This is a genomic window from Aeromonas sp. R4-2, from assembly GCF_040908295.1.
GTDB lineage: Bacteria > Pseudomonadota > Gammaproteobacteria > Enterobacterales > Aeromonadaceae > Aeromonas > Aeromonas veronii.
This window is the reverse complement of record NZ_JBFODL010000025.1, coordinates 36,187-57,215: the sequence shown is the minus strand read 5'-3', so window position 1 is coordinate 57,215 and position 21,029 is coordinate 36,187. Positions and strand designations below refer to the sequence as shown.

17 protein-coding genes are annotated in these 21,029 nt (G+C 51.9%); 11 read left to right on the top strand and 6 right to left on the bottom strand.

Annotated elements, in window-relative coordinates:
• Positions 1 to 35: 35 nt before the first annotated feature.
• Positions 36 to 1,190 (bottom strand): 3-phenylpropionate MFS transporter, encoded by a 1,155-nt coding sequence (locus tag AB5Y99_RS19760; protein WP_201958875.1) that lies wholly within the window; start codon positions 1,188 to 1,190, stop codon positions 36 to 38.
• Positions 1,191 to 1,479: 289 nt separating this feature from the next.
• Complete coding sequence (locus tag AB5Y99_RS19755) at positions 1,480 to 3,585, bottom strand: TonB-dependent hemoglobin/transferrin/lactoferrin family receptor (RefSeq protein WP_139442008.1); 2,106 nt, start codon at positions 3,583 to 3,585, stop codon at positions 1,480 to 1,482.
• Positions 3,586 to 3,778: 193 nt separating this feature from the next.
• On the opposite strand from AB5Y99_RS19755, the gene AB5Y99_RS19750 reads away from it, so the two are divergent.
• Genes AB5Y99_RS19750 through AB5Y99_RS19740 form a run of 3 tightly spaced genes read left to right on the top strand, consistent with a single transcriptional unit; the run spans position 3,779 to position 5,752 of the window.
• Positions 3,779 to 4,750: a ChaN family lipoprotein gene (locus AB5Y99_RS19750; protein WP_042080090.1), complete on the top strand. Its 972-nt coding sequence runs from the start codon at positions 3,779 to 3,781 to the stop codon at positions 4,748 to 4,750.
• Positions 4,751 to 4,776: 26 nt separating this feature from the next.
• Positions 4,777 to 5,331 carry a cysteine hydrolase family protein gene (locus AB5Y99_RS19745; protein WP_005348211.1) on the top strand — a complete coding sequence of 185 codons (555 nt, stop codon included), beginning with the start codon at positions 4,777 to 4,779 and terminating at the stop codon, positions 5,329 to 5,331.
• A 37-nt stretch (positions 5,332 to 5,368) separates the two neighbouring features.
• On the top strand, positions 5,369 to 5,752 hold the full coding sequence (locus tag AB5Y99_RS19740) for a hypothetical protein (RefSeq protein WP_005335256.1): 384 nt from the start codon (positions 5,369 to 5,371) through the stop codon (positions 5,750 to 5,752).
• 87 nt (positions 5,753 to 5,839) lie between these two features.
• On the opposite strand, the gene hutZ is transcribed toward AB5Y99_RS19740, so the two are convergent.
• Complete coding sequence (gene hutZ / locus AB5Y99_RS19735; protein ID WP_005335257.1) at positions 5,840 to 6,397, bottom strand: heme utilization protein HutZ; 558 nt, start codon at positions 6,395 to 6,397, stop codon at positions 5,840 to 5,842.
• The gene (hutX, locus tag AB5Y99_RS19730; protein WP_005362516.1) at positions 6,394 to 6,906 is read right to left on the bottom strand and encodes a heme utilization cystosolic carrier protein HutX; all 513 of its coding nucleotides are present in this window, start codon (positions 6,904 to 6,906) and stop codon (positions 6,394 to 6,396) included. The genes hutZ and hutX overlap by 4 nt, the downstream gene beginning before the upstream one ends.
• A 170-nt stretch (positions 6,907 to 7,076) precedes the next feature.
• On the opposite strand from hutX, the gene AB5Y99_RS19725 reads away from it, so the two are divergent.
• The 8 genes from AB5Y99_RS19725 (at position 7,077) to AB5Y99_RS19690 (ending at position 16,794) form a co-directional block, all read left to right on the top strand.
• Complete coding sequence (locus AB5Y99_RS19725; RefSeq protein WP_216956194.1) at positions 7,077 to 7,928, top strand: hemin ABC transporter substrate-binding protein; 852 nt, start codon at positions 7,077 to 7,079, stop codon at positions 7,926 to 7,928.
• Positions 7,925 to 8,956, top strand: a complete 1,032-nt coding sequence (locus AB5Y99_RS19720; RefSeq protein WP_005335261.1) for an iron ABC transporter permease — start codon at positions 7,925 to 7,927, stop codon at positions 8,954 to 8,956. The genes AB5Y99_RS19725 and AB5Y99_RS19720 overlap by 4 nt, the downstream gene beginning before the upstream one ends.
• Before the next feature lie 11 nt (positions 8,957 to 8,967).
• Complete coding sequence (locus AB5Y99_RS19715; protein ID WP_236317988.1) at positions 8,968 to 9,780, top strand: heme ABC transporter ATP-binding protein; 813 nt, start codon at positions 8,968 to 8,970, stop codon at positions 9,778 to 9,780.
• Between the two features lie 230 nt (positions 9,781 to 10,010).
• The gene (locus AB5Y99_RS19710) at positions 10,011 to 11,372 is read left to right on the top strand and encodes an endonuclease/exonuclease/phosphatase family protein (RefSeq protein WP_368210641.1); all 1,362 of its coding nucleotides are present in this window, start codon (positions 10,011 to 10,013) and stop codon (positions 11,370 to 11,372) included.
• A 244-nt stretch (positions 11,373 to 11,616) separates the two neighbouring features.
• Positions 11,617 to 12,354, top strand: coding sequence for a dipeptidase PepE (gene pepE, locus AB5Y99_RS19705; protein ID WP_368210639.1), 738 nt, complete (start codon positions 11,617 to 11,619; stop codon positions 12,352 to 12,354).
• A 705-nt stretch (positions 12,355 to 13,059) separates the two neighbouring features.
• Positions 13,060 to 14,334 carry a hypothetical protein gene (locus AB5Y99_RS19700; RefSeq protein WP_368210636.1) on the top strand — a complete coding sequence of 425 codons (1,275 nt, stop codon included), beginning with the start codon at positions 13,060 to 13,062 and terminating at the stop codon, positions 14,332 to 14,334.
• A gap of 46 nt (positions 14,335 to 14,380) precedes the next feature.
• Positions 14,381 to 14,872 (top strand): hypothetical protein, encoded by a 492-nt coding sequence (locus tag AB5Y99_RS19695; protein WP_157162468.1) that lies wholly within the window; start codon positions 14,381 to 14,383, stop codon positions 14,870 to 14,872.
• Complete coding sequence (locus AB5Y99_RS19690; RefSeq protein ID WP_368210633.1) at positions 14,860 to 16,794, top strand: hypothetical protein; 1,935 nt, start codon at positions 14,860 to 14,862, stop codon at positions 16,792 to 16,794. The genes AB5Y99_RS19695 and AB5Y99_RS19690 overlap by 13 nt, the downstream gene beginning before the upstream one ends.
• Before the next feature lie 138 nt (positions 16,795 to 16,932).
• Here the strand turns inward: AB5Y99_RS19690 and AB5Y99_RS19685 are convergent, their stop codons facing one another.
• Both AB5Y99_RS19685 and AB5Y99_RS19680 read right to left on the bottom strand, forming a co-directional pair.
• A complete protein-coding gene (locus tag AB5Y99_RS19685) occupies positions 16,933 to 17,814 on the bottom strand; it encodes an FRG domain-containing protein (RefSeq protein ID WP_157162466.1) in 882 nt (293 codons plus the stop codon).
• A 1,174-nt stretch (positions 17,815 to 18,988) separates the two neighbouring features.
• Positions 18,989 to 21,028, bottom strand: a complete 2,040-nt coding sequence (locus AB5Y99_RS19680; protein ID WP_368210631.1) for a hypothetical protein — start codon at positions 21,026 to 21,028, stop codon at positions 18,989 to 18,991.
• Between the last annotated feature and the right edge of the window lies 1 nt (position 21,029).

The window sequence follows — 21,029 nt, the reverse complement described above, 5'->3', positions numbered from 1 at the left end:
CCCTTTTGTTAGGTGATGATTCAAATAGACAAATATCAGGCTGGAACACTCTCCTGCGCAGACGGCGCAAAGGGGCGCAGCCGCAGGAAGAACACCGGCAAGACCACCAGCACCATCAGGAAGAAGATGCCGCCGCCGAGAGGCTCGAACAGCACGCCGCAAAGTGCCATCAGGGCCGCCACCGTCATGCCGAGGCCAAGGGCCGCATAGAGCGCCTGAGTCGGGATCAACTGCTCGGCCGGTAGCTGACGGGTCATGAAACGCACCGCCCCAAGATGGCTCATACCGAACGTCACCGAGTGGAGCAACTGCCCCAGTACCAGCACCCACAACTCGGTCGAAGCACCCAGCAATACCCAGCGCACCACACAACCGATGGCACCGGCGATAAAGAGACTCTGGGCGCCAAAGCGTTGCAGGAAACGCTTGTCGGCGGCGAACATGCAGATCTCGGCCACCACCCCGAGCGCCCAGAGATAGCCGATGATGGTTCCGCTATACCCTTGCGCCTTCCAGTAGATGGCGCTGAAACCATAATAGGCGGCGTGGCTCCCCTGCAGCAGAGCTGTCAGCAGCAGGAAACGGCGCACCGGTGCGCTGCGCAGGGTTGCCAGCAAGGATGCTTTGGCCCGCTCGCCCTGACTATCCTGTGGCGCCGGATAGAGCGGCAGCCAGCTGAGCAGCAGCATCAGCGCCAGCCCCGCCACCATGGTGTGCAAAATCCAGTCACTACCGAAGTTGCCCACCAGCGCCCCCACCAGGGTAGAGGCGACAATAAAGGCAAACGAACCGCACAGCCGCACCTTGCCGTAATCGAGGTGAGCCTGCACCACCATGCGGGTCGCCAGCGCCTCACCCACCGGCATCAGGGTCGGGTAGATAAAGTTGGCGATCAGGGTGAGACCGACCAACCACCAGAGGTGATGGCTGAGATAGAAGCCAAGGAAGGCAAGCAGACTGAGCAGAGATAACAATCGGGTAACCGGCAGCAGATGACCCGCCCCCTTGATCTGCCCCATCACCATCAGGTTGCCGGCAAAGCGGATCGCCATCCCCGCCCCCAGCAGGAGACCAATCATCTCGGAGCTGACGCCCACCCCCTCCAGCCAGAGCGACCAGAACGGCAGATAGGCGCCGTAGACGAAATAGAAGGCGCCGAAAAAGAGCGCTAACCAGGAGAACGCGGGCATAGATCCTCTGCAACCGGATGACGGGAGCAGAATGATAACCCATCCGCCCCCACAGATCCCGATGGAAACCCTGCGCAGAAAACGAAAAAACTTCAATAAAATTGAACTATTACCGAAGAGGTGGGGTCTACCTGGTAACACCTCCTCCTGGTTAGTGTTGCAATCCTTCCACCCGCCCATGGCGGGTTTCTTTTTTAGGCAAACATCTGCTCTGCTCCATCGTCACAACATGGCGGCGACAAAAAAGGGGCCGAAGCCCCTTTAATCATCTGCGTCTGTTGTTTGCTCTTTAGAATACGTATTTGACCCGTGCACTCAGGTTGCGGCCCGGTTCGGTCATCATGCTGTTATCGGAGCCCTCGGCACGACCGGCGATGCGCTCGTAGCTGGTGTACTCCTTGTCAAACAGGTTGAAGACCCCGACGTTGAGCTGCAGGTCGGTCATCGGGTTGAACTGGGCGTACATATCCACAACACCCCAACCGGCGCTCTTCACGTAATCGTTGCCTTTGCTGTCTTTACGGACTTTGTCCATGTCGTCAGCAAAGCGCAGCGCGGTGTTGAAGTTCCATTGGGACTGTTCCAGACGCACACCGACCGAGCCGTTCAGCGGGCTCAGGCTGTTGATGTAGTTGCCATCCCCATCCTTGCCTTCGATGTAGGCGAGGTTGCCCCAGACATTAACGATATCGTTGAGCCAGTAATCCGCCTTGGCTTCAACCCCTTTGGTGGTCGCCTTGCTCAGGTTCTGATACTGGTAGACGGCGGTTCTCCCCTCTTTGCCCACTTCCACCATCTCGATGAAGTCTTCGAACTTGTTGTAGAAGCTGGCTACTTCATAGCTGAAGCCGTTGCTGCTGCCACGTACGCCAAGATCGATGCCGTCGCTGCTCTCCGGATTGAGGTTCGGGTTGGGCTCGATGCGATAGCCGTACGCCTGATGGTTCAGGGTGGAGAAGGCGCTGTCATACATGGGGGCCTTGAAACCGTGGCTGTACTGGGCGAACAGGTTGGCCGCCTCGTGGGCCTTGAACACCAGACCCAGCTTGGGTGACAACTCCCCTTCGGAGAACTTGTGCAGCTTGTCGCCTGTGTAGGCCGGATCGTTGTCCGGGGTCATCCGGTAGTAGTCATAACGGGCACCCGGGGTCAGTACCCAGCGCTCGCCAAACTTGATCTCGTCAAAGGCCCACAGGGCGCTGCGCTCGCTGGTGGTAGCCGGGAAGCTCAGCTCGTTGTAGCCGACAAAATCACCGGGAGTCGTCGGCCCCTTGTAACGGGTACGTTCGTTGTCGGTGTGCTCGTATTCAGCCCCCCAGGCCAGGCGATGGTTGGCGACCGCCTTGTGGAACTGCAGCTGGGCGCCGATGTTCTTCTGATCGAACACGTTGTGATCCAGCGAGTTTTTGGTCACATAGGGGTTGCCGGGGCTGACCGGATACTTGGATGAGGCGTACTGATCCAGCGTCTGCTTGGTGCGGGCGAAGTAAACCTTGCTATCCATCCGATCGGCCCAGCCTTGATTCAGCGCGATGCCGTGATCCAGCACCACAGAGAGGTTGTCGGTCTGCTTGTCGGTGATGGGCTGATCAAAGACACGGGCAGTACCGGTACCGACCTTGTTGAGCTTGACCGCATCCGGCTCCTCGCCATCGGTCAGGTAGTCAACGGTCAGCTTGAGGAACTGCTCATCGGAGAGGTTCCACTTGCTCTTGAGCAGCAGAGCGTGGGTACCGATATCGAAGTCGTTCTTGGTGGAGTCGAAATTCTGGGTCACACCGCCATCGCGCCAGGTGTAGCGCAGCAGGTTCTCCACTTCGCCGGTGCGCAGGGCGCCGGTAAAGCCCGCCATCTTCTGGTGGCTGCTGGAGGCGTAACCGCTGGTCACGTCCAGATAACTATCCTTGCCCTTGAGGAAATCGCTGGCATCCTTGGTGGTGATGGCAATCACGCCACCCAGCGCATCGGAGCCGTAGGCGGCAGACGCCGGCCCCTTGGCCACTTCTACCTGCTTGATCATGTCGGTATCGAAGTAGCTCTGACCGACACCGCCCTTGCTATAGGCATCGTTCTGGCGCACACCGTCACGCACCACCTTGACCCGGTTTTCACCCATGCCGCGGATGATAAAGGTCTGCGCATCACCCTGACCGCCGAGCACAGTCACACCGGGTTCGTAGCGGAACAGGTCGGCGACATTAGTGACGACCTGCTCTTCAATCTGCTTGGCGGTGATCACCGAGATGGGACCGGAGACATCTTCCAGTTTTTGCTCCATCCGTGAGCCGCTGACGACCACGACTTCATCCGCCTTCTGGGTGGCAGCAAAGACCTGGGAGGAGAGGCCGGCCGCCACGGCGAGGGCAACCAGAGAGAGTGCGTTATGATGGGTCACAGCGAATCCTTATTGAGAACTGTTATCAAACAGGCCGCATATTACCCGGCTCTCGACAAAGATCAACAAGAAACGAAATCATTCTCATTTGTTTTGAGCTAAATTGGTTTTACACTGTCGCCCTGTGTTGCCCTTATTCTCTATTAGCCCCCCGAGATGCACCGGCATCCGGGCATATCAGCCGTGAGATCCCATGATTAGACGACTTCCCCTGCTCGCCCTGCCGCTGCTGCTGGCAGCCTGTGCCACCCCCACCCAACCGACCCAGTCATCACAGTTGCAGACGCTCTATGACTACCGGCTAAGCAGCGAGGGAGACGCAGACCTGACGCTGGAGCAGGCGATCGCGCGCATTGCCGACGCCGATATCATTCTGGTGGGTGAGCTGCACAGCCATCCCGCCGTGCATCTGTTGCAATCGCGCCTGCTGAGCGGGCTTTACACCGCTGGCCAGCAGCACGGGCGGCCATTGGCCCTCTCCATGGAGCAGTTCAGCCGCGCCGATCAGAAAACGCTGGATGCCTATCTGGCGAATCAGATTGGTGAAGCGGCCTTGATCCGCGAAGGCAACGCCTGGCCCAACTATCCGAGCGACTACCGCCCATTGGTAGAGTTTGCCAAAGCGCACCAGATGCCGGTGATCGCCGCCAACGCCCCCAAGCCGCTGGTGAGCTGTGTCGGTCAGGAGGGGGCTGAGTGGCTCGACAAACTGCCCGCGTCGCGCCGCAGCCAGCTGGCCCGCCAACTGACGCTGGGGGATGACCCCTATCGCCAGAAATTTATGGCCTCCATGCACCATGGCGATGCCGACAGCAACGCCCGCCGCTTCGCCGCCCAGACCAGCTGGGATGACACCATGGCCGAGAGCATGGTGGATTATCTCGCCAAGCACCCGGGCCAGCAGATCATGCATATCGCCGGCAATTTCCACGTCGAGGGGGGGCTTGGGCTCGCCAGTCGCATCGCCAGCCGCAATCCGGCCCTCAAGGTAGCGCTGGTCGTGCCCCGTACAGATGAGACCTCTGTTGCAGATCCCGCAGCCGATGTGCAGGTAACCATCATGCCGCTGCCTAAGCGCTGGCAAAACAGTGACGAGATGAAGCAAGATATGGGCGCGCTGCATCAATCCCGCAGTCGTGACTGCAGCCAGTGGCTGCAACCCTAATCTTCAAGGAAACGGCGGGTAAGAAAATGGATGTGTTACTGATCATCGATGTGCAGCAAGGCTTGTTCAACGAGCCCCGTTACCGCCAGGAGCAAGTGCTGGCCAATATCAACCGGGCTGCGGCCCATGTCAGGCAGCAACAGGGACGGGTCATCTATATCCAGCATGACTCGCCCCCCGGTACCGAACTGGAACCGGGCACCCCGGGTTGGCAGTTGCACAGTGCGCTGCAACCGGCCAAGGGGGAGAGCCGGGTACGCAAGACAGCCTGTGACAGCTTTCTCGATACCGAGCTTGCCTTCCTGCTGGCCGAGCAGCCGGTCGATCGGCTCATTCTCTGTGGCTGCGCCACCGATTTTTGCGTCGACACCACGGTGCGCAGTGCCGCCTCCCATGGGTACGAGGTGCTGGTATTAAGCGATGGTCACACCACCGCTGATCGCCCCCACCTGAGCGCAGCCCAGATCACCGAGCACCATCACTGGATGTGGCGCCACCTCAGCCTGCCGGAGGGGCGCAGTGTGACCCTGCTCACCACCGACGAGCTGCTGGCAGTAACACCCGCCCTGCAGCCGTGCTAATCTGCGAACCTCGCCTCGTTTCTCACTGGAGTCTGTCGTGCGCCTGTTGTCTGCCACCCTGTTGTTGATTGTTCCCCTGCTGTCGGCCTGCTCCAGCTTGCCCGGACAGAAGTATGACGGGCCGGAACCCCTGTTTCTGACCCACATCAACGAGGAGGGGAGCAAGCGGTTCACCTTTGAAGCCGCACCCAACGACACCTTGCCGCGCGGCCTCTCGGCGGCCCAGAGCCAGCGGCTGCTGGAACAGCGAGAGGCGTTGCAGGAGAACCTGCTGACCGAGACCCTGGCGACCAAGCAGTATTGCCGCCAGGGCTACATAGTGCTGAGCCAGACCTCCTGGAAGGTGCGGGGCGAGTGCAACGAAACGGCCACCGACGCCGATCGTCGCGCTTTTCCCAACAAGGCCTCCTGGCAGGATTGAACAGGCCGGATGAGATAACGCAATAAAAACGGGCAGCCCAGTGGCTGCCCGTTTTGTTATGACGGCTGTCGTGGTCGACAGGGATCCTCAGACCGGCGCATCGGCCGGGCTGGTGAGCTCGGCACCGTTGTCGATGCGCTTGTGCCCTTCCACCAGATGGACGAAATCCACCAGCTCGTCACCGGAGACCGCGAACGCCTGGCCGAAGCCCTTGACGAACAGCCCCTGCTCCGGCTTGAGGCGGAACAGTTTGAAATCCTTGAGGTTGGAGAGACCCTTGATGATCTCGCCAAAACGCCCCTCCAGCGCTGCGACCGCCTTGCTCCAGCGAGCGTCGTCACGGGCCACCACTTCGGCTACCGCATCGAAGGTCAAGCGCTTGCGGGCAAACAGCTCGCGGGCACCGCTCTCATCCTCGATCAGCATCAGGGATACTCGCGGCACCTGTTGCAGGTTGCGGGCGTGGCGAGCGATCTCGGAGATCAGCACATAGTAGCCATCTTCCTGCAGCACAAACGGGGCATAGCTGGCGTTGGGATTGCCTTCGCCATCGACGGTGGCGAGCTGCAGGGTGCGGCAGCTGTCGCGAAACTCGCGGATCTCCGGTTGCAGGCGGTTCTGCAGACGCTCCTGACGTTCACTCATGCTTTGACTTCCTCTTGAGAGTTGTGGCGCAGCGCCATAAAACGGGTGACCTGATCGGCCAGCAGCTGACGTTTCTCGTCGCGACCCAGATAGACCTTGAAAATGCAGCGGCCGGAGTGACCGAAGAACTGGAAGGAGTGCCCCTCCTTGCCCATGAACAGCTTGCTGACCAGCGCAATCCCCGCCACGTTGTCGAGCTTGAGATGACCATGCAGCTCACCGTCCCGGCCCATCAGGTTGTAGTAACCGCGTGCGTCCTTGCCTTTCGGGAAGGGGGCTTTTACCTCGAAGATGGAACCTTCTGATTCGACGATGGTGGTCACCGGGCCCCAGTCGGCCAGATCTTCCAGCAGACCTTGTGCGCGATCGGCGGGCAACAGGGTCACCAGCTCGGCGGGCAGATGGCGAACCACCTCCCATTCGCTGATGGCAAGCTGGGCCGCCAGGGTGGACGGATGAGCGCCGGGATCCTGCTCCAGCAGCGCGTGAATGCGTTGTGCAATGCTCATGTTTTCTCCCTTTGCGGGACCATGTTGTCCCGCTGTTTATCATGGCGGCTACTCTAATAAAGCACCGAAACCAATGCAATTGATAATTGCTATCATTATCAGTGCATTTTTTCCAAAGCCTTGATATTCTCGGCGGCACACCCGTTTCATTCACCCCTTCGGAGGTTAGCATGGGCCGTCGTCTTGCCCTCGCCATCACCCTGCTCTGCAGTTCACTGTCCCCCATCTCTGCCGTTGCCGCCGACGGACAGAAAGAGCGTATCGTCAGTATCGGCCCCGCCACCACAGAACTCATTCTGGCACTTGGTGGTGAATCGAGCCTGATCGCCACCGATGTCAGCAGCCCCTTGCCAAAAGGGTTGCCCAAGGTGGGTTATCACCGGGCACTGGCCGCCGAAGGGATCCTGAGCCTCTCCCCCACCCGACTGGTGGGCAGCGACGAGATGGGCCCGGCCCCGACCCTGGATCAGCTGCGCCGTGCCGGGGTCAAGGTAGAGGTGCTGGATACCGCGCCGACCCTCGCCAACCTCAACCAGCGTATCGACACCCTCTCCAGCCTGCTGGGCGATAAAGCAGCTGGCGATCGCCTGAAGGCAGAGATCCAGGCCCAGACCGATCAGCTGGCGGCGCAAGCCAAACAGAACAAACCGCTCAAGGTCGCCTTCCTGCTGCTGCACAAGGGGCAACCCACCAGCATCGCCGGGGGGGACACCACCGCCAGCGCGCTGATCTCGCTGGCAGGCGGCATCAATCCGGTCGCCGAGTTGCGCAACTACAAGCCGGTATCCGCCGAATCCCTCATCGAGATGCAGCCCGATCTGGTGCTGGTCAGCGGTCGTGACTGGCAGCAATATGCCGATCCGGCCAAGGTGCTGGCCGAAGTGCCCGCCCTGGCAGCCACCCCGGCTGGCAAGCGCAACGCCATTCACGCCATCGACGGCCACGCCCTGCAAGGGGGCCTGAGCCTCAACTCCCTGCAACAGGCGAACCAGATCGCCCAGTGGATCAAGCAGGGGTCATGATGCGGTTACCCCTCTCCTGGCTGCTGGCCTTCACCACGGCCGCACTGGCGCTGTTGCTGCTCGGTTCGCTGGCAACCGGCCCCATGACCCTCACCCTGGGCGAGAGTCTACGGGCGCTGTTTGCCGGGCAGGAGAGCGGGATTGAGTCGCACAAACTGCTGATCGTGCAAGAAATTCGCCTGCCGAGAACCCTGCTCTGCATCGCCGTGGGCGGGATCCTCGGGCTCTGTGGCGCCGTGATGCAGGGGCTGTTTCGCAACCCCCTGGCTGACCCCGGCATCATAGGTGTCTCCGGCGGTGCGGCGCTCGGTGCGGCGCTCGCCATCGTGCTGCTGGCCCCCCTCGGCCAGCAGCTGCAAGCCACCATCGGGGTTGGTCTGCTGCCGCTGCTCGCCTTTCTCGGCGGCGCGCTCACCACAACCCTGGTCTATCTGCTCGGCACCCGTGAGGGCGGCACCTCGGTCACCGTCATGCTGCTGGCCGGGGTCGCCATCACGGCGCTCTCCGGCGCGGTGATCGGCCTGCTCACCTATCTGGCGGACGATCAGATGCTGCGCAACCTGAGCCTGTGGCAGATGGGAACGCTGGCGGCAGGCAAACCGGCCGATGTGGCGCTGGCCCTGCTCACCCTGGCGGCCCTGCTGTGGCTCTTTATGCGCGATGCCAATCCCCTCAACGCCCTGCTGCTGGGTGAAGGAGAGGCCCGTCATCTGGGGGTCAATGTGCAATCCCTCAAGCGTCGCCTGATTCTGCTCACCGCAGCGGGCGTCGGGGTGGCGGTGGCGGTATCGGGGATGATCGGCTTCGTCGGGCTGGTAGTGCCCCATCTGGTGCGCCTGCTGGCAGGCCCCAACCACGTCAGGTTGCTGCCGCTCTCGGCTCTGCTCGGCGCCGCCCTGCTGCTGGCGGCCGACATGCTGGCACGCACCCTGCTGGCCCCGGCCGAGCTGCCGGTGGGCATCATCACCGCCCTGCTCGGCGCCCCCTTCTTCATCTGGCTGCTGGTAAAAGGCCGCCGCGCCCTGTGATACGGACTGTTATGCAACCACTCTCATCCTCACTCTCCTCCCCCCTGTTGAGCTGCAGCCGACTCAGCCTGCGCCGTGGCCAGCGCCAGATCCTGGATGGGCTCGATCTTAGTCTCGAGAGCGGCACCCTCACCGCGCTGCTCGGCCCCAACGGGGCGGGCAAGAGCTCGCTGCTCAAGTGCCTGACCGGCGAGCTGGAATATGAGGGTTCCATCACCCTGTTTGGCGCAGATCGCCAGCAGTGGGACAGCAGCCATCTGGCCCACCGGCTCGGGGTATTGCCGCAAAGCTCCTCCCTCAACTTCCCCTTTCTCTGCGAGGAGGTGGTCGCCATGGGGCGCTTGCCCCACAGTGAACCGGCGGCGCGGCGTGACGAGATAGTGGCGGCGGCCATGACCCATGCCGGGGTCGAGCATCTGGCCAAGCGGCTCTATCCCGGGCTCTCCGGCGGCGAGCGGCAGCGGGTGCAGTTTGCCCGGGTGCTGGCGCAGATTTGGCAGGCACCCTCCCCGACCGAGCAAGCCGAGCAACCCCGCTTGCTGCTGCTCGACGAGCCTACCTCGGCACTGGATCTGAAATACCAGCATCAACTGCTCACCATGGCGCGCGCCCTGGCCAGCCGCAATACAGCTGTGCTGGTGGTGCTGCACGACCTCAATCTGGCGGCGCGCTATGCCGATCGGCTGGTGATGCTGGAGCGGGGCAAGCTGATGGCCGATGGCACGCCTGCCGAGGTGCTGACCCCTGAGCTCATCGCCCGTCTCTATGACTATCCGGCACAGGTGATCCACCACCCCGAGAGCGGCCTGCCGATGGTAGTGTGACAAATTCAGAGTGCGGTAACGGCAGGAAGCGTGTTATTCATCCCGGAAACTGCAGCGTATAAACCGGTTTTTCACACCCCATATCGCCCTGCTAACATTCATCATCGCCAGATATGTGGTGTGAATATCCTCACACTTTGCTCAGGCAAAACCCCCGCAGCATCACCGTCTACTTATAATGACGCCGCCTCACAGAAGGCATAACTCATTGATGCTACGGAATAATTACAATGAAGAATATCAACAAGACCCTACTGGCTGCCGCAATTTCCCTCGGGATGCTGGCTGGCTGCAACAGCGACAACGACTCAAAGGCAGCTGATCCCATGGTTCGTTTTGCCACCTTCAACCTCTCTTTTGACCGCACTGCCGCCGGTATGCTGACCGGTGAGCTGGCCTTGACCCGCACCGAACAGGACGCCCTGCTGGCCCGCCTCACCGAAGGGAGCCTGAGCGGCGCCACGGAAACCAAAGCCAAGAACGTGCAGCAGATCCGCAACGTGGCTGAGATCATCCAGCGCACCCGCCCGGATGTGTTCCTGCTCAACGAGTTCGACAACGACGGCAAAGGCGAGAGCACCGCCGATCTGAAAGCCTTCAACGACAACTATCTGGCTCACGCCCAGCACGCCGAAGTGACCGCCATCAGCTATCCGGTGATGCAGAATTTCGCCACCAACACCGGCCTGATGAGCGGTTATGACCTCAATCTGGATGGCAAGGTCAACATCGGCCCCGACGATGCCTGGGGCTTTGGCAACTACCACGGCCAGTACGCCTTTGCGGTGATGTCCAAATACCCCATCGACACCAAGCAGATCCGAACCTTCCAGCACTTCAAGTGGAAGGATATGCCGGGCGAGCAGAACCCCATCATCGATGACTGCAACAATCCCAAGGTCAAGATCCCGGCCGGCCGCCAGTGTGGTGATGCCTGGTATTCAGACGCAGCCTGGCAGCAGTACCCGCTCTCCTCCAAGAACCATGCCGATGTGCCGGTACGGATCAAGACCGAGAAGGGGGAAGAGGTGATCCACTTCCTGATCTCCCACCCGACCCCGCCAATCTTTGCCAATGCGGCGCGCCACACCGTCAAACACAACCGCGCCGAGATCGCCTTCTGGAATGACTACGTCAAGGGTCTCAACTACATGACCGATGACAAGGGCACCAAGGGTGGGCTGGCCAAAAACGCCAAGTTTGTTATCGCGGGTGATCTCAACGCCGATCCGCTCACCGGTGACGGCGACCTGACCGCCATTCAGGATCTGCTAAACAACCCGCTGATGAATCAGGCCATCACCAATGGCACCCTGATCCCGGTCAGCGAAGGGGGCCCGGAGTGTGTCAGCAAGGGGACCGACTGCAAACGCAACCTCACTCGCCCCAACCCGGAACGCATCACCAACTCCAGCGTGCTGCAGCTGGATCACGTCATCCCCTCCGCCAACCTCAACGCGGTGAAGAGCGGTGTCTACTGGCCTGCCAGCTTCGAGGCCGGTTATCACCTGGTCTATGATGCGAAACTCGGCATCGCCAAGGGAGTCAGTTCGGATCACCGCATGGTGTGGGTCGATCTCAAACTCGACTAACTCTGCCATGACCCCGCTGCGGCGGGGTCTTTTATTGGCAATGGGTGGCGAGTTGACCACGGCCCATTAATCCACCGCTTGGCATTGAGTTATCCATCCATAACTCCTCCATGGCCGTTGAATGGGCCTCGCGATCACAGAACCGCCGCGCCAATGGTGGTAGCATGCCTCCTCTTGCCATCCGGCCGCACGGCGGCTCCGGTGGCCCTCCCTCCTCCGCTTTCACTTTTTGAGGACGTATCTGATGGAACTGCTTCTGCTTAGCAACGGTAAAGCCAACGAATTTCCGGGTCTGCTCGGCTGGGCCCGGGATCGGGTTCAAAGCCTGCTGGCTCGCAAACAGGTCAAGCGCATCATGCTCATCCCCTACGCGGTGATCCGCAGCGACTGGGATGCCCGGGCCAACGAGCTGCAGGAGAGTCTGGGAGTCGATGCCATCAGCATCCACCACTTCGATGACCCGGTTGATGCCATCAATCAGGCGGACGCCATCTTTATCAGCGGCGGCAACACCTGGCGCCTCAACCAGATGCTGCATGAAAACGGCCTGATCGTGCCGATCCAGCGTGCCGTGCGCGAGCGGGGCGTCCCCTATGTGGGCTGGAGCGCCGGTTGCAACGTGGCGACCCCGAGCATCCGCACCACCAACGACATGCCGGTTTGCAGCGCCGCCGTGCTGCCGGCGCTGGGCCTGTTCCCGCTGCAGATCAACCCGCACTATCTGGACGCCAGCATCAGCGGCCACATGGGCGAGACCCGCGACGAGCGTCTGGCCGAGTTCTGCGCCATCAACCCGAGCGAGCACGTGGTGGCCCTGCGTGAAGCGAGCCTGCTGCAAATCACCGGAGAAAACGGCAGCGAGCGTCTGGAGTACTGGAGCGCACGCGAGCAGGACTTCAAGATCTTCAAACACGGTCAGGAGCCGCAAGCCTTTATGGACGCCGCCCCGCTGGCCGAGCTGACCCCCTTCAAGGTCGGCTGAGCCACGCAGAGCGCTCGCGAAATCGTAAAAACAAAAGAGGGATGGCTCGGCGCCATCCCTCTTTTTTATCTTCATCTTTCAGCTGGTTGCAGCCTGATTACTCACCCTGCAGGGTCACCAGCACCTTGCGGGCGCCACCATCGACGCGATGTTCGCCAATGCAATACCCCCGAATGACCAATCTCTTGACACGATGAGGATCCACGGAAAGACACCTCATTCCGGTATAAGCTGCATGTCAAAACAAGTTGTCATGAATTTGACAAAAACTTGACAAGATATGTCAAATTTTACATTTAACATTTCGACTCTTAACTGACAGCTTAGAGCTATCACTGCTAACAAAATACTTCTACAAAACGCACACACTACACCGAGCAAGCCAGCGCTTCAGTGTTCAGGAATGGTAACAAACTGCAACCCAAAACGAATTTATCATTTACCAAGACAGCCTAACCCCTCATGAATTTGCTTTGCGATACAGCGGTAATCACTCAATGCTCATAGTTCCCGATTCCTCTGTATGCCCCGGTGACGCTATATACTAAAAATCAGTTCCATGAAAATTGATACATAGGGTTAGACGTTACAAGAGAGCGTATCTATCACCAGTGAAATGATAATGAGAAAACTTCCTTGAGGAACGTATTGCACCTATTACTCAATGTGTTAGGATTAATTAATTTCATTAATGACAGCAAACTCATGACTACAAAAACAATTAATAGAGAAGCAGCAAAAACATCTGGTAGCGGATTACTATTCCAACGAGTCAGAGCGGTTCATCGACTTTTAAATCTCATCAAGAAGTTAGGAAAGAAGACCTGTTACTGTGCAACTGAATTCATTGAAGACTCTGCAACCTTAACCGTTAACAATGGTCTTGCAACTATTGAAATAGAAGAAAATAAAAATTATTCAAGCGGATTAAGTTTCAATTCAGAAGCAATAAAAAATACAATTGTAGCTTTTTCTGATCAATACATAAGTCACCTTAATGATTCTAAGACTCTTGATTTTTCAATATTTTGTCATGCACAACTTTCAGATGAGAGAATAGACAATCAAACACTGCGTTTCGTTGCACCTAATTTTCCGTTAAGCCAAACAAAAACCACTAAGCTAAATATATTAAAAAAATTAGTAAAAAAGGAAACCTTAACATCAAATGAAATTGAAATTGCCAGACACCTATTTGTAGAAGAATATAAAACTCAATACGCTGTTTATGCTGACAGAGAAAAAAGAATAATAACTTCTTACGCTGGAAATTATAAAATAATATCTCAATGGGACAAAGACACCTTCTACTCATTTTTATCTTCCATTGATTTTATTATAACTGATTCTGATAATGATTCATATGATGATGAAGTTTTAAGATGTATTAAAGACTGTCAATTCTATGATCATCGACATTATGGCCTCGAGAGTATAATCCTTGGCGCCCTGGAAAGTTTGTTTGATCGAAACCAACAAGACGAACGAAAATTTGGCAGATTTGTTAGTCGTGAAATGGTTCAAGTAATATTCCTACAAGCTGCTTCAAATCAGAGTGAAATAAAACCTATTGATCCAGCATGGAAGGTATTCGAAACACTAGATATTAGTGATCAACGAAATCTAGAGGAAAAAATAACGGTTGTTTGCAATGACATCAAAGTAACAAAAGTTCAACGTTTAAGCTTTACAGCCACAAAAGCAAGAACCAATGAAGAGTTATTCGGACAAGAGTATATAGCATTAAGATGCAATTTTTATGAATGGTGTAGTGATTATATTGAAAGTAATCTTTCACAATTAGAGTATACTACAAATGATTTAATGCATCATTTAGACCAGATGGTCGATTTATGTTACGAAAACATACAACAATTAAAAAAGACGTATCGAATGAGCATTGATGACAAACTAACGATCCGTGGTATAATCTTAACATTAGTTGATGATTGCTATTTGGCATTCGATGAAGATATATAACATGAATATAAACAAGAACAATGATAAGCTAAAGAGAATAAGTTTCGTGTCTGGTGAAGACTTCTATTTCTTAACCTATTTGATTATCATTTGCCTCAAAGAATTTTCTAATAAAAAATTAATATTCAAAGATCATAGAAAGCTAACATACCTGATGCAAATTATATCCAGTTCAACCGCAGTAAAAATATTAATAGAAAATCACAATGAAGAAAACTTAAAGCCTTTCGATAAAGAGTTTTTATTTGATATTTATGTGAAAGCATCCCTACACCAAAGAGAAGTATATAAAATAGTTAGAAGTCTTGAGAAAAATGGCGTGATTTCTGTTATTGATACAGATAAAGTTGATTGTTATAACATTCAAGTCATGGATAAAATGTGGTTAACCTCTTTTTTTGACACCAATATATTTGAAAAAGAGTTAAATAACTCAGCCATATTAAAATCTTATTTCAAATCTATAAACTCACTTGGGCTTGATGGTTTGATTGGAAAGGTCTTCATTAAGTACGGATTGAATCTATGGGCCAGCTAAAAATACATAAAATGCACTATGAGGGAAAAAGTTACAATTTCAGCTCCCCCGAACTAGATCGCTTTAAGATCAATATAATTGAGGCTCCTAATGGTTGTGGAAAATCCACTTTTTTCGATCTCATTTATTATGGTCTCGGTGGTAAAGTACCTCATTTTAATAGCACAGAAAAAGAAAAACATAAAGAAATAGTAAATGACAAATCAAATTTTGTCGAACTAGAGATTTTCTTAAACAATACCAAATTAAAATTAATAAGGAAAATTGGTGAAAATCTTATAACAATTCTCTCTGACGTTCCTTTTTTAAACAAAGAAAAAGAACTTGTCGATTTTTTATGTTTAGCCATCAATAGAAACAAATCTGAAGACTATATCTTTTCTGACTGGATTCTAGAAAAACTTAACATTCCTAGCATTGAAATTTTCCATGCAGGTAAAAATTTCAAGATAGGTTTTAATGACCTATTACGCCTCATATACCATAACCAAGGCTCGGATGTTAACGGCATATATAAGCCTGCGGATAATCAGAACTATGTTAGTGATTCGGTTTTTCTTAGGAAAGCTATTTTTGAAGTATTAATGGGGAAAACTTTAGTAAAGTTATATGAGGCTTATGGGATTCTAAAACGTAAGCAGTCTGAGCACGATAAAGCAAATGCAATACTTTCAGAATATAGAAATATTGTTTCAGATATGTACAAACAGCTTGGTTTTAAAGAGGTTATTAATGATTACCATCTAGCTAAAGAAATTGAAGAGCTAGAGTCAACCGTTGAAAACTTAATCGCATATCGGACAAAGAAATTAACATCTAAAATAAGTGAAAATGCGGGAATTGCTCACACACGGAAATTAAAGGAAGCATATGGCAGAACTGAGTTAAACATTATTGACTTACAGAAAAAAATTGATCTTAAGCTTAAGGATATTGACTCTCTTAGTCGTGTTATTCGGCAAACGAAGGAAGATGCATTTCGGCTTCAAAAAATAATTCATACCCATAGACAATTGGAAATGTTTACACCTGATACATGTCCATATTGCCTGAAGAATGTTGATAGACCAAGCGACAAATGCGTTTGCGGTCATGACATTGATGAAAATGACTATAGAAGATTTTTCTATGACCCTAGTGAATATTACACTTTACTCAAAAGCAAAGTTAAATCACTTGAAACAATGGAAATAGCGCTAAAAACAACCCGTAATGAACTCAAAGAGCTTGAGAGTGATTTTGAAAAATTAAATATAGAAAATATAAAAACAAAGAATGAGCTTTCAACTGCGCTAAGTGAAATAGAATATATAACAGATCTCGATGAGATCGATGATTTAGAAGATCTTCTACTTATAAAAAAAGAGAAAATTAGTAGTCTGAAGCAAGCTCTGTTACTTGAAAAAAACCTCCAAGCTTATCAAGGAGTGAAAGACTCTGCGAAAAAAGAAATGGAATATGCCAAGAATGATGTCGAAAGATTGGAGGCCTCATCAGAAGCTGAGCTTATAGAAAAGGTCGAGAGATTTAATACATATTACAATCGCTTTATGAAGGCATCATTAATTGACTGTAGAGTCGCAGAAATTAATAGTGATGACTACATGCCTCTAATCAATAATGGCGATTATAAAGAGGCTAGCGCAGCAGTTCACAAAAGATTTCTATACTATGTAACTCTGCTTCAGCTTTCACTTTTGGATGAAATTCCTTTTCCTCGGTTGTTATTAATTGACACTCCGGAAAATATTGGTATTGACAACATAAATTTGAATAGGATGATCGCCTGCTTGGATATGCTTGAAAACCCTAACAATTTAGACTATCAAGTAATATTATCTACAGGTAAAAATAAGTACCCTGAAACAATGAAAGATAACATTGTTATAAAATTGGATGACGATAGAAAATTACTTACTTGATGAAAAGTAAAAAAATAGACCGCCTTGCGTGAAGGCGGTCTATGTTCCGTACTTCAATATAAAATAAGAGTGAACTCGGACCATTATTTTATTGAGAACGACATATATTCATATAATAGTATGGACTCAACATTTTTCTCATATAAATCTTGAAGCTGAATCTTTAGGTAGATTCCCCGTAAGATATCGAGCGGCTCTTTCAATATCAGGGAACATTGTTTTCTCATTGACACCAAGTTTGTCCAACTCTAAACGTATATTTTCTTTTGCATCTCCAGAGATATTGATACGTTCAATTTTTATACCCGCGTCACTACCCTCAATTATTTCTTCATCAAGACCAAAGGCAAAAAATGCGCCCGCCTGAGCTATAATACGCTTATTATTTTGCTTGGGCTTTACTAAAAATATAGTATTAAGATCTCTTGGGTTTATCTCAGGTAAGAAACCATTCTTCTCTTGGCGAATAAAATGGAGCAATCTTTTTGTCGGAGTAGTTTCATTAAATGCCTTTTGGTCAAGCTTTGGGTCTAGCCTAGATTTATATGCATCAGAAAGTCGAGCTAGGTTTGTGACACAACTGACAGTGTCACTGTCGAAATACTTTACTCGGCGCTTGGAGACACTGAGAACTATTACATGACCGTCCATTTCAACCGTCTTGGTTACTCGCCGCCCATTTCTAATGGTTGAGGTTCGCTTTTTCACACTTTCACAAGCAAAATAAAGAGCAACCAGAGGGTTCAATGAAACATCAAGCAGCCTCGTTGGGAGGGAGTAGTGTTGCATTCGCACTAATATTTCGAGAGCACTTGTATCGCCAGTGAAATCTTCGGGATGCGCTGCGATCAATTCACGAAGTAGAATATGTTCATTTTTCTTGATTGATGCCCCTCTAAATATTGAGGGTCGAAGTTGATAATCAACGCTCCCATGACCTCGATACGAAACTAGAGTACGCTCAGACGTAGTTCTCCCGAGGATTTTCTCTATAAAGTCAGATACGCTTTTGACTGTCATTGTCCCCTCAATTTATAAAATCCCACTCGCGAAAATCAATAAACATCAACTTTAAACAAATATAAAACCTAGCGTTTTTCCCTTCTTACTATTTATTGATGTGCAGTATATCTTTTCCATATTCGCTTTAGCATAAAGCTGTCCGTGTAAACTAAATATTGCTATAAACGAAGAGCGCTGACCAGTTATTAAGTTAACTTTTGGGATTGATGTCACTTCACACGATTAGTTGAGACTGCAACACTGGGTTCTAGCAGTGAGCCGCTGTGAATCAAAAATTGTAACACCTATACAACACTGACCAATCCATCGAAGTAAGAGCAGTGCTGACTCGGTTTGATAACGCAGCAACCATAACGGTATAGACAGCGATATAGGATAACAACCGGGCTGTATCCATTCCTATAGGCCGTTAGAGTGGCCATTACCATTCTCTGTTCCAGCCTGACGAAGGACTATCTGGTGGATCCGTACGGGGTTTGATATCGAGGCATAGTTCCAGTGAGGCGAGGATTTTGAACAATGTATCCAGCTTGGTTGACCCAGGGCAGAGCTCGAAACTGGAAACTGTGTCTTGCCTGATTCCTACCTTGTCGGCTACCTTGCCCTGAGACTGCTTTTGCAAAAGCCTAGCATCTTTGACATAGGCACTAAGTTGCTTAGCGCTGGTGACTTTCATAACTCGAACCATCCAATTATTGACACCATCCAACTTTACACGCTGTAGCAGGTATTTCAATTAATACACGCTATAACAGGTAGCACGTTAATCTAGCTAACACTAATCCTACAAACCAACTACAGTTCCCTCCTGAACTTAACCTCCTTATCCACTGAAAGGCGGCTTACTTCGTCTTTTAACTCCTCAATCAATGTCTGTTGAGAATGGCAAATTGACAGAAGATGATCTCGCTGTCTTTGGCAGTCTACAAGCCGTTGCTTTAACGTACGGTTGCGGCTCTTACCTAAAGAGGACTCGCTTGATGTTTTTTTCTCTCTGGCTGATGCCATATAGCCCTTGATGCGTTCGAGCAGTACGGGGTAACGCTCTATCCTCAGCGCAGAAGGGCTCTTGCCTGCCTCTCTAGCTACATTAGAGAGACTCACCGGTGTGCCAGTTGGTAGGTTTACTGGGCGCCCTTGCCTCAGGCGATCAAACGCGGCCTCAAAAAGCTCAACAGCCCGCTTTACTTCCTTCCCGCTCGATGACATCCAGATACACCTCTATGGCATGAATTTCTTGCTTAAGTGCCCCAACTCTCATACTGTCATTCCCCAGTCGCTCCAGAGCTTCCTGATGCGATTTACGTAGCTTCAATAGCTGCTCTTTATTCTTGCGCAAGAAAATCGCATCACCACAGATTCCCCCACCCCCACCCCCGGCACACTTCGAAACAGACTCGATACCACCGTATTCACACGCTCCAGGTTTCATACAAAAACCCAAGAGAGTTCTACGCGCTCCAACCTGGCCATCCCGAATTAGCTTCATTAACTTCTTCTCTTCACCTGCATCAACAAGATTAATGACCATCTCGACTCCCATCATCCTGCCGTGTGGCCTGACGTTATCGGTGTCGTTCTCAATCACATCCACCAAACGCTCATAAACACTGCTGTATGCCTCCAGCACGATTGCCGCCTGTGCCACAGAGTTCAGACGCAACCGAGAGTAATGCCTGCCATAATACAGCGTCATGTTCCGCGACAAGTGTTTCATCTGATGTTGAATAGTACTCACCGAAACCGATTGTGAGGCGAACATATTAACCGCTAGAGTACGTCTCAGTTGATGCATAGCAAAGTGCCAAGGCTTACCGACACCAAACCACTCACGTTCATGGAGGTTTGGTGTCAACGACAGAGCAATACGCGCATCATCTTCCGTGACAATCTGTATGCTTTCATCAAACAGCTTGAGTCCCCGGCGCATCACATTGTCATAATCTAGTGTCTGCTTGCTCACTAACCCACCATGACGTGCCAGCATGCAAGACACTTTACTGGAATTAGAAGACCACAGCTCTGTCGAGGGAAACAGTAAATATGGGTTAGCTCTGTCCTCATGCGATAGCTCGACATCTTCACGTAAAGCTAATAAGCGTAACTTAGCTATCGATACGCAGATATCAACGGCTTTTTTTACCGCATATGGCACAACCCATCGGGCATCAGAATCTTCATCAGTTTTCGTTGTTTCTCCGAGTAAGAAATACACGTCGCCCAGAGAGGGGTCATGCTCAACATGGAAACAATCACTCCGGAGTGACGCAGCTTCCTGCTTGCGCTGTAAACTGAAATTCAGAATGAATAAAATAGCTGCATCACGGACGAATGAGAGATATTTTGAAAAGGCGTGAGTACTGTAGCTGAAGTCATGGACAGATTTTTTCTCTGGCGTAAGCCATTTCCTGAATACATCCAGCAAATTGCGTTCAGCCAAAAAATCGTCAAAAGTACCGTCATAAACCACTCGAATGCTCTGGTGTAAGTGCCGCTCTGAGAAAGGAGATTGGTACTTGGCGGGCACCACATTTAGATTATGCACATACGCTTGGTGCATCCATCTGAAAGCATCCTCTATCGCATTTTGATGAGATTCAAAATCACTAAGGAGCTCATTCAGACGCTCTACTTGATAACTCCAAAGCCGAGGAGGAATATAAGGATGCTGTACCGTTTCATGACCTTGAACGTCTCTGGCAAGCAGTTTCAAAAAGGCATTGCTGGCAATGCAGAATCCCAGCTCATGTTCATACAGCTGAAGTTTGTGAAGCTGCGAAATACGATCCAATATTCTAGCCGACTGAAGTGAGTCTACAACTGCAGGAAATACAGCTGGAAACTTGTGTAGATCACTAATGGAAATACCGTGACAATCACAAACTAACCCAATTTTTACCAGCATGTCTACATAACTACGACAGCTCTTTATCCGTCCTGGGAAAATACCTGGGTGGTACATGACAAATAACGTAGCCTGCTTGATAAGCTCTAGATTACGCCTCGACAGACCATGCTTGCCAAAATGGAAACCATAATACCCAAATGCCGAGAAATCCCAATAGTCGTCACCATAAAATGAAAGCGGATTACCTTGTCTATCAATCGATACCGGCCAATCTTCTGGTGGAGGAAATGAAGGCGGACGATAAGACGCAGACTCTTTCGTCACCAGCGTCGTTGGCTCCATGAATTGTAGAATGAAATCCACC

Coding starts and splice junctions, on each gene's coding strand:
- AB5Y99_RS19710 (WP_368210641.1), top strand. CDS start 10,011: ATGAAGAATATCAACAAGACCCTACTGGCTGCCGCAATTTCCCTCGGG.
- hutX (WP_005362516.1), bottom strand. CDS start 6,906: ATGAGCATTGCACAACGCATTCACGCGCTGCTGGAGCAGGATCCCGGC.
- AB5Y99_RS19700 (WP_368210636.1), top strand. CDS start 13,060: ATGACTACAAAAACAATTAATAGAGAAGCAGCAAAAACATCTGGTAGC.
- hutZ (WP_005335257.1), bottom strand. CDS start 6,397: ATGAGTGAACGTCAGGAGCGTCTGCAGAACCGCCTGCAACCGGAGATC.
- AB5Y99_RS19685 (WP_157162466.1), bottom strand. CDS start 17,814: ATGACAGTCAAAAGCGTATCTGACTTTATAGAGAAAATCCTCGGGAGA.
- AB5Y99_RS19760 (WP_201958875.1), bottom strand. CDS start 1,190: ATGCCCGCGTTCTCCTGGTTAGCGCTCTTTTTCGGCGCCTTCTATTTC.
- AB5Y99_RS19690 (WP_368210633.1), top strand. CDS start 14,860: ATGGGCCAGCTAAAAATACATAAAATGCACTATGAGGGAAAAAGTTAC.
- AB5Y99_RS19750 (WP_042080090.1), top strand. CDS start 3,779: ATGATTAGACGACTTCCCCTGCTCGCCCTGCCGCTGCTGCTGGCAGCC.
- AB5Y99_RS19725 (WP_216956194.1), top strand. CDS start 7,077: ATGGGCCGTCGTCTTGCCCTCGCCATCACCCTGCTCTGCAGTTCACTG.
- pepE (WP_368210639.1), top strand. CDS start 11,617: ATGGAACTGCTTCTGCTTAGCAACGGTAAAGCCAACGAATTTCCGGGT.
- AB5Y99_RS19715 (WP_236317988.1), top strand. CDS start 8,968: ATGCAACCACTCTCATCCTCACTCTCCTCCCCCCTGTTGAGCTGCAGC.
- AB5Y99_RS19720 (WP_005335261.1), top strand. CDS start 7,925: ATGATGCGGTTACCCCTCTCCTGGCTGCTGGCCTTCACCACGGCCGCA.
- AB5Y99_RS19745 (WP_005348211.1), top strand. CDS start 4,777: ATGGATGTGTTACTGATCATCGATGTGCAGCAAGGCTTGTTCAACGAG.